Origin of the sequence: Adhaeribacter aerolatus (assembly GCF_007991635.1) — a bacterium.
GTDB lineage: Bacteria > Bacteroidota > Bacteroidia > Cytophagales > Hymenobacteraceae > Adhaeribacter > Adhaeribacter aerolatus.
Map to the genome: position 1 here is coordinate 38,172 of NZ_BJYS01000005.1, position 14,159 is coordinate 52,330.

The window sequence follows — 14,159 nt, forward strand, 5'->3', positions numbered from 1 at the left end:
AGGCAGATTCAATTTTGCACATTTATAATTCATCATTTCTAATTCATAATTTATTATCGGGTGTATTGCTGTTCGTAATAGGCTTGGTAACTACCGGAGGTTACGTTTTGCAGCCATTCTTTATTTTCTAAGTACCAATCCACGGTTTTAGAAAGGCCTTCTTCAAACGTTACGGACGGCTGCCAGCCCAGTTCCCGCATTATTCTGGAAGAGTCGATGGCATAGCGCAAATCGTGGCCGGCCCGATCGGTTACAAACGTGATTAGTTTTTGCGAAGTACCTTTTTCCTGGCCGGTTTTTTCATCCATTGTATCACATAGTAACCGGATGAGGTCAATATTTTTCCATTCGTTTACACCGCCAATATTATAGGTATCGCCAACCTGGCCTTGGTGGAATACGGCATCAATGGCCGTGGCATGATCTTTTACATACAACCAATCGCGCACATTCTCGCCTTTGCCGTAAACGGGCACCGGCCGGCCGTTCTGAATATTATTAATCGCCAGCGGTATTAATTTTTCCGGAAAATGATTAGGTCCGTAATTATTAGAGCAGTTAGATACTTTTACTGGCAAGCCATAAGTATGGTAGTAAGCCCGCACGAAATGGTCCGAACTGGCTTTAGAAGCAGAGTACGGCGAACGCGGGTCGTAAGAAGTTTCTTCGGTAAACATGCCTTCTTCGCCCAAAGAACCATAAACCTCGTCGGTAGACACGTGGTAGAAAACATGCCCCGCAAAGTTATCTTTCCAGCTATTTTTGGCGGCATTAAGGAGGTTAACCGTACCGATTACGTTGGTAAAAACAAAGGCCAGCGGATCAGTTATAGAACGATCCACGTGCGATTCGGCGGCTAAATGAATAACAGCATCAAACTGGTGTTCCTGAAACAAGCTGTTAATAAAATCAGCGTCTACGATATCGCCTTTTATAAAAGTATAGTTTGGCGCCGCTTCTATATCGCGCAGGTTTTCGAGGTTGCCGGCGTAGGTGAGTTTATCCAGGTTATAAATCTGATACGCGGGATATTTAGTTACAAACAACCGCACCACGTGCGAACCAATAAAACCGGCACCACCGGTAATTACTATCTTCATGTATTATTTTTTATTCTTTTGCAGATAAAGCTCCCATTGCCAGGCGCTGGCTAAGCCTTCTTCCAGGCCCAATTCGGTTTTGAAACCTAGTTCCTGGGTGGCTTTGGTTACATCGGCGTAAATCTTAGGCACATCGCCGGCCCGGCGCGGCCCGATTTCGTAATTAAGCTTCTGGGCCGATACTTTTTCGAAGGTTTTCACTACTTCCAGCACCGAATTTCCCTGGCCGGTACCAATGTTAAACATTTCGATCTGTTGCGCTTTGCCTGCTAACAACCGGTCGATGGCTACTACGTGCGCTTTGGCCAAATCTACTACGTGAATATAATCGCGGATATTGCTGCCGTCCGGGGTATCGTAATCGGTTCCGAAAACGGTTAATTTTTCGCGAATGCCAATGGCGGTTTGGGTAATAAATGGTACCAGGTTATTAGGAACGCCCAGTGGCAACTCACCAATTTTAGCGGATGAATGCGCCCCAATTGGGTTAAAATACCGGAGGGCAATGGTATGGATTTTACTGCCGCCACTATTAGCCAGATCGGTTAAAATATCTTCGCAAATTTGTTTGGTGTTGCCGTACGGTGAGTTTGCTTTTTTAACCGGCGTCTCTTCGGTTACCGGTAATTGGTCAGGCACGCCATATACCGTACAAGATGATGAAAACACCAGGTTGGCAACTCCAAATTCTGCCATTACCTGCAGCAAGGCTACTAAGGAACCAACGTTATTATGGTAATATTTCAGCGGCTCCCGCACCGATTCGCCTACGGCTTTAAAAGCGGCAAAGTGGATGACTCCGTCAATATTGCCTTCTTTCCGGAACACTTCGCGCAAGGCGGCCACATCGGTACAGTCGATGCGATGGCAGGGCACCTCGATGTTCAGAATAGAAGCAATACCAGCTAACGCCGATTCCTGGGAGTTAACGAAGTTATCGATAATTACCGGCTCGTAACCAGCCTGAAACAATTCTACGACGGCGTGTGAGCCGATATAACCGGCGCCACCGGTTACCAATATTTTACCTTTTGTTTCCAACGTTTATCTTTTTATCCGGAGTTTGTAAAAATCAGCACATTATTTCTACAAACTCCAGTAGGTTAGTTTACTGTTTATTTTATCGCGGTAAATACCTTTTACATCAATAAAGACGGCCTTGTCCTGGGTGATAGATTCAAAATAAGCCTGCTCCAGATTGGTGTACGGCCGGTGGTTCACGGCTACAATCACGGCATCATAGTCGTTGGCCGGCTCTGCTACCAGGCCGAAGCCGTACTCGTGCTCCAGTTCGGCTGAGTCCGCAAACGGGTCTACTACCTCTACATTCACCGAAAAGCCTTTTAACTCATTGATTACATCGGCTACTTTGGAGTTGCGAATGTCTTCTACGTTTTCTTTAAACGTAGCCCCCATCACCAGCACTTTGGATTTAGAAATGTCTTTGCCTTGCTTCACCATCAACTGCACGGTTTTCTTGGCAATGTACGCGCCCATGTTGTCGTTGGTGGTGCGGCCGCTCAAAATAACTTTGGCATCGTAGCCCAGCTCTTTGGCTTTGTAGGTCAGGTAATACGGGTCTACACCAATGCAATGACCACCCACCAGGCCGGGCGAAAACTTCAGAAAGTTCCACTTGGTACCGGCGGCTTCCAGCACTTCGTAGGTGTTTATTTTCATGCGGTCGAAGATGAGCGAGAGTTCGTTCATCAAGGCAATATTCACATCGCGTTGCGTATTCTCGATGATTTTAGCGGCTTCGGCTACTTTAATCGAAGAAGCGCGGTGAATACCGGCGGTTACTACCAGCTCGTAGGTTTTGGCAATATTGTCCAGAGACTCCTCGTCGCAGCCCGACACAACCTTCACAATCTTAGCCAGCGTGTGCTCTTTATCGCCGGGGTTAATGCGCTCCGGCGAATAGCCTACTTTAAAGTCCGGACCAAACCGCAGGCCTGAATGCTCTTCCAGAATGGGAATACAATCTTCTTCGGTGCAGCCGGGGTAAACCGTAGATTCGTATACCACATAGTCGCCGGGCTTTAATACCTTACCTACCGTGGTGGAAGCGCCAATTAAGGGTTTTAAGTCCGGCATGGCGTGTTCATCAATGGGGGTAGGCACCGCTACAATAAAAAACTGCGCTTCCCGCAACTCATCCAAGCTATGGGTAAAGGTTATATCGCAACCGGCAAAGGCCTCGGCTTCCAGTTCCCCGCTTGGGTCTACGTTTTGCCGCATCAGTTCTACGCGGGCTTGGTTAATATCAAAACCAATTACCTTTATCTTGCGGGCAAATTCCAGCGCAATCGGCAGCCCGACGTATCCTAACCCTATCACCGCTAAGGTGGCTTCTTTCTTAATTAATTTATCGTACACAGAAAAAATTTTTATTCAACTTGTTCACGCTTGCTTAATACCTCTTAAGTTATGCCTTGTCGGTTTATAAACAAGTGTTCTAAAAATAGACAACCATTGTATCCGGGCTAATATTTCTCTTAATCGGCGAACTGCTATTTTTTTATTTATTAATCTTAACTAATTTAAATTTCCGGAAAAAGAATCGAAGTATAATAATCTGATTATCTGTTTCGGCACGCAAATTTATAGGTTTATCCGGAAATTAAAGCATCTGAATTAAATACTATTAATAATTGCCCGCGTAAAACGGTCTTTACCAAACATGTCTTTTATCACCTTAACTTCTCCGTAGCCAAGTTCCTGCAATAAAAAGCTAAGCTCAGCCGCCTTGTTTTCGTTTATTTCGAAATATAAAACACCGGTTGGCTTCAGCAAGGATAATGCCTGCCCGGCAATTTGTTTATAAAATTGCAGGGCATCCTCGTCGGGCACAAAGAGGGCCAGATGAGGCTCAAAACTAAGTACATTCTGGCGCATCAACCCTTTTTCCTGCTGCAACACATAAGGCGGGTTACTCACGATAATATCCAAACTTTGAGGCGGAAAATCCGACGTACCGCTTAAAATATCGTGGTGTAACCAGGTAATGGATTGCTGGTATTTTAGCGCATTTTGCCGGGCCACAGCCAAGGCAGGTTCCGAAATATCTAAACCGTACACCGCTTGGGTATTCAGGTGGGCCGTTAGGGCTATCGGTATGCAGCCGCTGCCTGTACAAATATCCAAAACCGTTAAGTTCTGATAAGCATTATTTTCTTTGATGATAATATCTACCAGCTCTTCGGTTTCGGGCCGTGGAATAAGAACAGCGGGCGATACTTCCAGTTCCAGGCCATAAAAATGAGCAGTGCCTAAAACATATTGCAGTGGTTCTTGCTGTTGTAAACGGAGAATAATCTTTTCAACATCGGTCCAGGTTTGTTCGTTTACCGGACGTTGACGTTCGGTGCTTAACTGCAACCGCGAAAGCTGCAGCACGTGTTCGGCTACCTGCATCGCCATGGCATCGGCCTCTGGTTTTTCGTAAATATTACCGATAGCCGTACGAATATGGCTAATCAAATCCTGGATATTTTTCACGCGGAATTTAAGGTATCCTGATACCTTTTATATTTTTGTAAAAATAAAGAAGCTAAGTGACATCCTCCGACGAAATATTTATGCGCCGCGCGCTGGAACTGGCATTGCTGGGCCAGGGCAAGGTTGCGCCCAACCCAATGGTAGGCTGCGTAATTGTGCACGAAAACAAAATTATTGGCGAAGGGTGGCACCAGCAATACGGCGGACCACATGCCGAGGTTAATGCGATTAATGCCGTAGCGGATAAAAGCCTGCTGCCGGCCAGCCGGATTTACGTAACCCTGGAACCTTGCTCCCACTACGGCAAAACGCCGCCCTGTGCCGATTTATTGATTCAACACGGGGTGAAAGATGTAATTATTTGCAATACCGATCCCAATCCGCTGGTAAAAGGAGCCGGTATTCGTAAATTATTAGATACCGGCTGCCAGGTACACGTGGGCTTGTTAGAGGAGGAAGGTTTGCATCTGAACCGCTGCTTTTTTACTTTTCATACCCAGAAAAGACCTTATATTATTCTGAAGTGGGCCGAAACTGCTGATGGTTTTATTGGCAAAACCGATGGCACGCAGCTTAATATTTCGAATAATTTATCTAAAAAGTTGGTGCACAAATGGCGAACCGAATTACCGGCAATTATGGTAGGAACCCGCACTGCCCTGCTAGACAACCCGCAGCTAAATACCCGTGCCTGGAGCGGCAAGAACCCAACCCGAATAGTTCTGGATAAATATTTGCAACTACCCGGGCATTTAAATTTGTTCAACCAAAGCCAGCCTACCCTGGTTTATAATTTTAATAAACAGGAAACTTTACCTAACCTGGAAAAGGTTAAACTAGACGAAAGAGAAGCATTGCTGCCCACCTTGCTGCAAGATTTATACAATCGCCAGCTAAATGGCGTTTTGGTAGAAGGCGGGGCGGTGTTGCTGAACAGTTTTATCCGGACCGGTTTGTGGGATGAAGCCTACGTATTTAAAAGCAACTTTCATTTGGCAGAAGCGGGCGTAGCGGCTCCTACGCTGCCGTTAGCATTTTTAAAACACTTAAGCCCCGTTGCCACCGACAAGTTATTCATTTACACAAATAGTCAGGTTAAATTGCCCATAGCCGGAGAAGAATAAAACCTGGTTAGATGTTTTATAATTTATTAATAATAAAATGGCAGAATCAATAATAATAGATAATACTTTAACGAAAGAAGAAAAATATCAGGCCTTATTGCCCCAGATAGAAGCGCTGGTAACCGGCGAAACCGACCAGACGGCCAACCTGGCTAATGTAATGGCCGCTTTAAAATATAGTATGGGCTTTTTCTGGGTTGGCGCTTACCTGGCCAAAGAAGGCGAGTTGGTGTTGGGGCCTTTCCAGGGACCAGTAGCCTGTACCCGCATACCGTTTCACAAAGGCGTTTGCGGGGCCAGTTATACCCGCAAAAAGACCATTCTGGTACCCGATGTAGAAGCTTTTCCGGGCCATATTGCCTGCAGCAGCGATTCTAAATCTGAAATTGTAGTGCCCGTGCTAAAAGACGGTGAAGTTAAAATGGTGCTGGACGTAGACAGCGATAAACTGAATGATTTTGACGAAACCGATAAAGTATACCTGGAGCGGCTCGCCGATTTAATGGTTAGTTGGTTTTAGATTGGATTTTCGATTGTTCGATATTAGATGTTCGCTTTGGAAACTTGCTATCTAAAGAAATTCTTCTGATAAAATTAGCGATTTAACCAATAAACCACTCAACTTCTAATCTTACATATTATACCGAATATTCAAATATCGAATATCGAACCATCGAATACGCTACCCAAAGAAAGAGCCGGTTTCGGTTTTTATTTGGGCAATAACGGTTTGCCCGCCTTTGGTTTTCTGGCCAATGTTAACTTTAACTTCGGTATCAACGGGTACAAAAACATCTACCCGCGAGCCAAATTTTATAAACCCAAATTCTTCGCCTTGCGATACTTCGTCGCCTTCTTTCACGTACCACACAATGCGGCGGGCCATAGCCCCGGCAATTTGCCGGAATAAAATATCGGGGCCGGCGGTAGAGGAAACCACCACGGTAGTGCGTTCGTTTTTGGTGCTCGATTTAGGATGCCAGGCTACAAAATAATTACCCGGGTGATATTTAAAATATTTAACCACGCCGGCCACCGGGTTGCGCGTTATGTGCACATTTATCGGTGACATAAAAATCGATATCTGCTTGCGCACATCGTTGAAGAACTCCGGTTCGTGCACATCTTCAATTACAACTACTTTGCCGTCGGCAGGCGCAATAATTAAATCTTCGTGCAGGATTAAATTCCGGAAAGGGCTGCGGAAAAACTGCAGCAATAGCAGGAAAACAATAACCGAAATGGCCGAAAATATTTTATTAAAGGTAACGTGGATGGCATTAAACTGGTACAGTAACAGATTTACGACTAAAAGCCCGAGCAAGGTAAATAGTAATATCCTGCGTCCTTCCTTGTGAATTTTCATGTAACTTTGGTTAACCCGCTCCTTATAAACGTGATATCCTACCTAAATAGTTAGAATATTCTGTACCGGCACGCAAATTAAAGGGTAAAATATGAATTTTAAAATAGACTTTGTGCCGCCGTTGTATTTAGCAGGCTTGGTTTACTTTGTCCGGCGCATAAAAGATGCAGACCAGCCGGGTCTGAAAGTGCGCGAAACAATTACGAAATATTTAGCTGTTTCAATGAAATACCTTTAAAAATGCCACCACAAAAGGTGTTATCATGAGTAAACTATCGAACCGGTCCAGAATACCGCCGTGGCCCGGCAGCAAACTACCGGAGTCTTTAATCTGCATACTGCGCTTCAGCATCGATTCTACTAAATCGCCGATTACGCCAAACACCGATACGATTAGGCCAATGCCTATCCAGGCAGCTAAGTCTAAATCCTGAAAATATAAAGAGAGCAAATAAGCTACCCCCAGGCAAAGCAGCGTACCGCCCAGCCAGCCTTCCCAGGTTTTGCCCGGCGAAATGCGCTCGAATAATTTAGTCCGGCCAAAAGTTCGGCCAAAAATATATCCGCCAGTATCGGCTGCCCATATTAAAAAAATAGTACCCAGAATAATGTGCCAACTGTAATAATCATCGGGAAAACCTAATAAAATAAGCAGGGTAAAGGGCATGGCTACGTACATTACAGCCAGCAGGGTAAGGGCAATATTTATAAAAGGTTGCTGCTTTTTCCGGTAAAGCTCGGCTACCAAACACAGCAACATAACCGGTGGCAGCACAAATAATACCGAGGCGGCTATGAACTCTTTCTGAATAAGGAAAACCAGCACGTACAAACCAGCACCCAGTATTAAGCCTATATTATGATTTGGTTCGAAACCCCGGGCGGCTATTATTTTATAAAACTCCAGCATTCCTAAAACCGTCAGGCCCAGAAATAATGCGCCAAAAGTCCACTCGTTAAACCAGATACTACCGATAAAAACTGCGCCGCCCAAAATACCCGTTAATACACGTAACTGCAGGTTTGATAAATTAGCTGATTTAAAACTCATGAATAACTGTTTAGGTATTTTTATAACCGGTTTTAGGCACGAAATAATTTTAAAAAATAGTATTTGTTTCGGTAGGGGCAGTTCCGGAGGCAGCCGGCACCGTTTTAAATTGCTGCCGCAAATAATACAGCAAGCCAATGGTGGCAATAACGGAAAAAATAATGGTTTGGATGGGCATGGCCTCTTCGGTGTCTATCTGGTAGGTAATAATTTTGCGCTGGAGCAAATACATAAGCAGCACGGTAAAGCCGTTGTTTATAAAATGCCCCACAATAGGCACCCAAATATTGCCCGACCACCAGTACAAATATCCCAGCAGCGCGCCTAACAAAGTGCGGGGCAGCATCCCGTAAAACTGCATGTGAATAGCCCCAAAAATAATAGCTGTTACCCAAATACCTACGTGCGGCTGCTGAAACCACCGGATAAGCTGCTTCTGTACTACCCCCCGGAACACCAATTCTTCGCCGATAGCCGGAATTAAAGCAAATATTATCATACCCAGTATAAATTCACCTACCGAATCGAACTTGGTTAAATAATTGGTTAAGGCTTTTAAAGTCTCTTCTTTTTCTTTCGCCCACAGCTCAAAACCGTGCAAAAAATCGGGCAAATCCATCTTGCTGTTAACATCTATAAACCAGGAGTTAACCGGCATTATAACCACAATGAGTAAAGCCGAAAGCAAAAACAGCAAGGCCGGCACGTGCCACTTCGGCGATAAGTACCGCCGCAGGTTAAACCCCATCGCCAGTAATAGCATCACCGGAGCCAGGGTAAACGCGCAGAAATGTGAAATACCCTGAAATAAATTAACCGCTATTTTGCCGTTGGGGTAATCGGCCGGGTTCTGCACCACGTTGGCCAAATCCTGCAAACCGTAATTAAAAAAGCCATACAGCACTGCCAACGAAATAAAATTACCTACAAAAAAGCCTCCCAGCATAAACACCAGTAACAAAATAATATAATAAACAGGATGCATATTTTGCGGAATGAAACCTTTCATGGGTATGTTTAAGTTAAAAATGACGTAAATTTACCTTAATTTTTAAATATCGCTACGCGTGGCACAAATTGGAAATATTACTTTACCTGACTTTCCGTTGTTATTAGCCCCGATGGAAGACGTAAGCGACCCGCCATTCCGGGCCGTTTGCAAAGCCAACGGGGCCGATTTGATGTATACGGAATTTATTTCGTCGGAGGGTTTGATACGGGATGCGGCCAAAAGCCGGCAGAAACTGGATGTATTTGATTACGAGCGGCCCATTGGCATTCAACTGTTTGGTTCCGATGTGGAATCGATGCGCGAATCAGCCGAAATATCAACCCTGGCTGGTCCGGATTTAATAGATATAAATTACGGCTGCCCGGTAAAAAACGTGGCCTGCAAAGGGGCTGGCGCGGCTTTGTTGCGCGATATTCCCAAAATGGTGGAAATGACTTCGGCGGTGGTAAAAGCCACCCCCTTACCCGTTACGGTTAAAACCCGTTTGGGCTGGGACGATGCTACCAAAAATATTACCGAAGTAGCTGAGCGCTTACAAGATATTGGCATCCAAGCTTTAACTATTCACGGCCGCACCCGGGTACAGATGTACAAAGGCGATGCCGACTGGACCTTAATTGCCAAAGTAAAAGAAAACCCGCGCATTAAAATACCCATCTTCGGCAACGGCGATATCGAAACCCCACAAAAAGCCCTGGAATACCGCAACCGCTACGGCGTGGACGGCATTATGATTGGCCGGGCTTCAATTGGTTACCCCTGGATTTTCCGGGAGATAAAGCATTATTTCGAAACCGGGGAAATATTGCCGCCGCCCACCCTGCAAGAGCGCATGGAAGTTTGCAAAATGCACTTTACCAAATCGCTGGAGTGGAAAGGCGAACGTTTGGGAATATTTGAGATGCGCCGGCATTACACCAATTATTTCCGCGGTCTGCCTAATTTTAAACCTTACCGCATGCGTCTGGTTCAAACCGAATCGCCGGCAGAAGTTTATGATATTCTGGAAGAAGTGGCCGGTTCGCTGGTTTACGCCGATTAACCCACCCTATTAAATTTATTCACCAGTTCTTTTGGTTTGAGCTTTTTAAACGTATTAACCCAATCCCGGCTGCTGCGTTATTTACGCCTGAACACGGCTTTGCTAACGTGGCTATTGGTGGGCATGCTTTCTGTAATGTGGGGCACTTCTTACATATTAATAAAGCGTAGCCTCACTGTTTTTACACCCTTTGAGTTAGCCGCCTTGCGTACTACTATTGCGTCCGTGGTTTTTCTGCCGGCCGCTTTGTCCAGTTTAAAACAGGTTAATCGCACCGAGTGGAAATACTTACTAGCAATGGGTTGCCTAGCTATATTATTCCCGGCCTTTCTTTTTCCATTAGCGCAAACCCATTTAGCCAGTACCCTTACGGGTATTATAAATTCTTTAACCGGTTTATTTACCTTGTTGGTAGGCGCTTTACTATTTCGGCAAAAAATCACTGCCCTGAAAATAGGCGGCATTTTGCTGGGCATGGCCGGCACCGCAATTCTCATTCTTTCGGGCCGCCAGGACCAGATTACCAGCAATGCATTTTACGGCTTGTTTGTGGTGCTGGCTACTATTTGCAATGCCCTAAATGCCAATATTGTAAAGCGATATCTGCAGCATATTAATGCGCTCAAAATGTCGGCATTAGGTTTGTTCACGGTGGGCCCGGTGGCTTTTATTTATTTGTGTACCACGGCAGCGCCGGCTAAAATATTGTATACCACCGCTGGTCTGCACGGGCTAGGGTATGTAAGCATTCTGGCTTTGGTAAGCACAAGTTTGGGATTTATATTATATAATAAACTTATTCAAATCTCCAGCCCCTTGTTTGTAAGCGTCATTACGTACCTGATACCAATAGTGGCTTTGTTGTGGGGTTTACAGGACGGAGAACAGATAACCACCTTTCACTACGTGGGCATGGCTACTATTCTGGCCGGGGTTTTTATTGTAAATAAGTCGGAGTAACCTTTACCGCCGAATTACGCTGATTCAGGGAACATTGATTCTTTTCTGATAAATCAGAAATAAGCCTTGAATACGCAGGAACAATATGTATAAAGCACTTAAGTTCATTTAGTTATCAATACTACATCTGCTTCCAGGCGGGTTTCTGAACAAGCGCTGGCCTGGTTTATTTTGTTATTTCTTTCGCTGGTCTGGGGCACTTCTTTCATTTTAATTAAAAAAGGCCTGGTGGTATTTTCTTCGGATGAGCTGGGTAGCGAGCGTATTACGATTGCGTGCCTGAGTTTACTACCCTTTGCGCTGAAAAATATTAAACAAGTACCGCGGGAGAAATGGAATTACGTAATGGGCAGCGGCTTTTTTGGCAATTTATTTCCGGCTTTTTTATTTGCTTACGCCGAAACCAAATTAGCCAGCGGCCTGGCCGGGGTGCTTAACTCGCTTACGGCTTTATTTACGCTGATTATTGGAGCAATATTTTTTCAGCAAAAGATTACGGGTTTGCGCCTGGCGGGTATTCTGATTGGCATTGCCGGTACCGCTATTCTAATATTTGGCGGGGGCTCCCGTACATCTGGCGCTACCCACGCCGCCTTTGGTATTTATGTGGTAATCGCCACCATGATGTATGGCCTCAGCCTGAACCTGATTAAGCATCGGCTACAGGGAATTCCGGCGCTAACCATGGCCAGCATGGCTTTATTTACGGTAGGACCACTGGCCTTTGGTTATTTGTGTACTACTTCTTTCTTTTACAAGCTGGCGCACGTACCCGGCGCTTACGAAGCTTTGTTTTATATTGCTTTGCTGGCCGTTTTCAGTACAGCCATCGGTCTGGTATTATACAACCGGCTCATACATCTGACCAATACCTTATTTGCAAGTTCATCCACCTATTTAATGCCTATTGTGGCTCTGCTCTGGGGCGTGCTCGACGGCGAACAGATTTTATTTGTTCATTACCTGGGTATGCTGGTTATTCTGGCGGGCGTATTAATTGTAAACCGCAGTCGTTGATGGCAAAGCCATGTAAAAAGGAGCCGGGCCGTTAAGAATAGTGTAATATTCTTAACGGCCCGGCTGTTTAAACTAAAGTTCGGTAATTATTTTATCACCTCCGGAATAGGCTGGCCAATACTGCCACTCGGGGCCTGAATACGTAGCAAGGCTGCTACAGTAGGCGCAATATCCGACATGTGTGTAGGCCGCGTTAGCTTCCCTTGGTTAATACCCCAGCCCATCCAAACCAACGGAATGTGCGTATCTACCGGGCTCCAGGTGCCGTGCGAAGTACCGGTGGCATTAGCAGAGCCACTGTACCAACCTGGCTTCATAAACAGCTGAATAACGCCGCTGCGCTCCGGGTGGTTACCTCTTAACATACGGGTCCGGAGTTCATCCGGAATATTGGCCGTCTGCACCTCTTTTACATCTATGGCGTACGCTACACCCTCCTGCTTTTCCATAAACTGCACACAATCTTTCCGGATGGCACTTTCATCCAATTTATTGCTGGCAATTAACGGATTGTTCAGGTTAACCTGGTAATTACTGAGGCTTAAAACAAGTTTACCTACTTTATATTTAGCTTCCAGCATACTGTTCAGTTCCTTTAACTGGGCACTGGCGGGCCAGAATCCACCCGGAATTTTGTTATCAATTAAAAAATTAGGATTGTGCGATGCACCGTGGTCGGCTGTCAGGAAAACGGTGTAATTGCCTTTACCCAGCGTTTTATCCAGCGTAGCAAAAAAATCGCCTAATTCTTTATCCAGGCGCAAATACATATCTTCTACCTCAATGGCATTGGGACCAAACCGGTGGCCAATATAATCCGGAGTAGATAAACTCACGGCCAGAAAATCGGTTACATCCCGCTGTCCCAGTTGTTCGTTTTGAAGAGCTGCTTTTGCTAAGTCTAGCGTTAAGGTATTACCCGCCGGCATAGAGCGGATAACACTTACTCCCTTTGATTTGAATAACTCCTCCGTCTTTACCGGAAACACGGGGCCGGCAGACGCTACAAAAGCGCCTTCGTAACGGGTATTATCGGCGGTGCTTTGCACGTAAGTATTTATCGGATAAAGCGTGGTCCAGTCTTGTTGCAGGTATTTTTGGGGTAACTTTTGCGCATTAAACTGCTGCACCCAGGCCGGCAATTCTTTCATATACCAGGTGCTGGTAACCCAGTTGCCGCTGGCATCGTCGAACCAGTACGCCGCATTGGCACTATGGCCGGCCGGTAAAATAGAACCCCGGTCTTTCAGGGCAATGCCAATTACTTTAGAACGGAAATTCGTAGCCAACCGCAACTCGTCGGTAACGGTGCTGGCTAGCAGGTTGCGCGGCGACATTTTGCCGGCCGCCGCTGTGGTACCCACGGGTTCCACCGCATTGTCTTCGGTGCAATACATCGATTTACCAGTAGCTTGTATAATAAAATCGTTGCCGGCAATACCGTGCAAAGCCGGCACCGAACCGGTATAAACCGTACTATGACCAATAGCCGTTACAGTGGGCAAATAATCAATACTCGTGTTTTCGCAGGTAAAGCCTTCATTCAGCATTCGCTTAAAGCCGTTTTCGCCGTAGCGGTCGTAGTACCGGTACAGAAAATCCCACCGCATCTGGTCTACCATTAGCCCCACTACCAATTTTGGCCGGGGCAATGTAGCTGTATTCTTTTTTGGTTTCTTCTGAGCCGAAGCAGCAATAATCAGGGTGAAATAAAGGAGGAAAATCAGTCTTAATCTCATAAGAGCATTTTTAAACTATTGATAATATTCTGAATGATTAGTTCTAAAATTTAAAATAAAAATATACAATATATGCAAATCAAAAAAACCAGAGCTATACCACAAACCGCAATAGCGGTTTGTCTGCTATCCGCAACCTGGCAATAATAAAGACTGTTTAAGCAGCAAAATCTAATGCTTTTTAAACAGTCTTTTGTAAAAAATTTAATACCTCTGGGTTAATAAGACGCTATTATACCTAAAAGAA

The 14,159-nt window shown here is 45.2% G+C and carries 14 protein-coding genes; 6 read left to right on the forward strand and 8 right to left on the reverse strand.

All coding sequences use genetic code 11. The features are described from left to right. Positions 1 to 53: 53 nt before the first annotated feature. The 4 genes from rfbB to prmC all read right to left on the reverse strand — a co-directional run bounded on the left by rfbB (position 54) and on the right by prmC (position 4,601). Positions 54 to 1,100, reverse strand: coding sequence for a dTDP-glucose 4,6-dehydratase (rfbB, locus tag AAE02nite_RS04980; RefSeq protein WP_146895530.1), 1,047 nt, complete (start codon positions 1,098 to 1,100; stop codon positions 54 to 56). A gap of 3 nt (positions 1,101 to 1,103) precedes the next feature. Next, the gene (gene galE / locus AAE02nite_RS04985; RefSeq protein WP_146895532.1) at positions 1,104 to 2,141 is read right to left on the reverse strand and encodes a UDP-glucose 4-epimerase GalE; all 1,038 of its coding nucleotides are present in this window, start codon (positions 2,139 to 2,141) and stop codon (positions 1,104 to 1,106) included. 45 nt (positions 2,142 to 2,186) lie between these two features. Next, positions 2,187 to 3,479 carry a nucleotide sugar dehydrogenase gene (locus AAE02nite_RS04990; RefSeq protein ID WP_146895534.1) on the reverse strand — a complete coding sequence of 431 codons (1,293 nt, stop codon included), beginning with the start codon at positions 3,477 to 3,479 and terminating at the stop codon, positions 2,187 to 2,189. Positions 3,480 to 3,737: 258 nt separating this feature from the next. Next, entirely contained in the window at positions 3,738 to 4,601 is an 864-nt protein-coding gene (gene prmC, locus AAE02nite_RS04995) for a peptide chain release factor N(5)-glutamine methyltransferase (protein WP_146895537.1), read from the reverse strand. 56 nt (positions 4,602 to 4,657) lie between these two features. Here prmC and ribD point away from each other — a divergent pair, with 56 nt between their 5' ends. Further along, positions 4,658 to 5,725: a bifunctional diaminohydroxyphosphoribosylaminopyrimidine deaminase/5-amino-6-(5-phosphoribosylamino)uracil reductase RibD gene (gene ribD / locus AAE02nite_RS05000; RefSeq protein ID WP_246150801.1), complete on the forward strand. Its 1,068-nt coding sequence runs from the start codon at positions 4,658 to 4,660 to the stop codon at positions 5,723 to 5,725. Between the two features lie 37 nt (positions 5,726 to 5,762). Continuing rightward, positions 5,763 to 6,245 carry a free L-methionine (R)-S-oxide reductase MsrC gene (gene msrC, locus AAE02nite_RS05005; protein WP_146895539.1) on the forward strand — a complete coding sequence of 161 codons (483 nt, stop codon included), beginning with the start codon at positions 5,763 to 5,765 and terminating at the stop codon, positions 6,243 to 6,245. Positions 6,246 to 6,407: 162 nt separating this feature from the next. Here the strand turns inward: msrC and AAE02nite_RS05010 are convergent, their stop codons facing one another. Next, positions 6,408 to 7,091: a phosphatidylserine decarboxylase family protein gene (locus AAE02nite_RS05010; protein ID WP_146895541.1), complete on the reverse strand. Its 684-nt coding sequence runs from the start codon at positions 7,089 to 7,091 to the stop codon at positions 6,408 to 6,410. Between the two features lie 91 nt (positions 7,092 to 7,182). Here AAE02nite_RS05010 and AAE02nite_RS26200 point away from each other — a divergent pair, with 91 nt between their 5' ends. Next, entirely contained in the window at positions 7,183 to 7,329 is a 147-nt protein-coding gene (locus AAE02nite_RS26200; RefSeq protein ID WP_170252517.1) for a hypothetical protein, read from the forward strand. Here AAE02nite_RS26200 and AAE02nite_RS05015 read toward each other — a convergent pair. After that, the gene (locus AAE02nite_RS05015; RefSeq protein ID WP_146895543.1) at positions 7,312 to 8,142 is read right to left on the reverse strand and encodes a phosphatidate cytidylyltransferase; all 831 of its coding nucleotides are present in this window, start codon (positions 8,140 to 8,142) and stop codon (positions 7,312 to 7,314) included. The genes AAE02nite_RS26200 and AAE02nite_RS05015 overlap by 18 nt on opposite strands. A 49-nt stretch (positions 8,143 to 8,191) precedes the next feature. Beyond that, positions 8,192 to 9,151, reverse strand: a complete 960-nt coding sequence (locus AAE02nite_RS05020; protein WP_146895546.1) for a CPBP family intramembrane glutamic endopeptidase — start codon at positions 9,149 to 9,151, stop codon at positions 8,192 to 8,194. A gap of 58 nt (positions 9,152 to 9,209) precedes the next feature. Between AAE02nite_RS05020 and dusB the strand changes: the two genes are divergently transcribed. From dusB to AAE02nite_RS05035, 3 genes are all read left to right on the forward strand, one after another. Beyond that, on the forward strand, positions 9,210 to 10,196 hold the full coding sequence (gene dusB / locus AAE02nite_RS05025) for a tRNA dihydrouridine synthase DusB (protein WP_146895548.1): 987 nt from the start codon (positions 9,210 to 9,212) through the stop codon (positions 10,194 to 10,196). 36 nt (positions 10,197 to 10,232) lie between these two features. Next, a complete protein-coding gene (locus AAE02nite_RS05030; protein WP_246150803.1) occupies positions 10,233 to 11,156 on the forward strand; it encodes a DMT family transporter in 924 nt (307 codons plus the stop codon). 171 nt (positions 11,157 to 11,327) lie between these two features. Further along, entirely contained in the window at positions 11,328 to 12,173 is an 846-nt protein-coding gene (locus AAE02nite_RS05035) for a DMT family transporter (protein ID WP_246150805.1), read from the forward strand. An 86-nt stretch (positions 12,174 to 12,259) separates the two neighbouring features. On the opposite strand, the gene pafA is transcribed toward AAE02nite_RS05035, so the two are convergent. Next, positions 12,260 to 13,912 (reverse strand): alkaline phosphatase PafA, encoded by a 1,653-nt coding sequence (gene pafA, locus AAE02nite_RS05040; protein ID WP_146895552.1) that lies wholly within the window; start codon positions 13,910 to 13,912, stop codon positions 12,260 to 12,262. Positions 13,913 to 14,159: the final 247 nt, after the last annotated feature.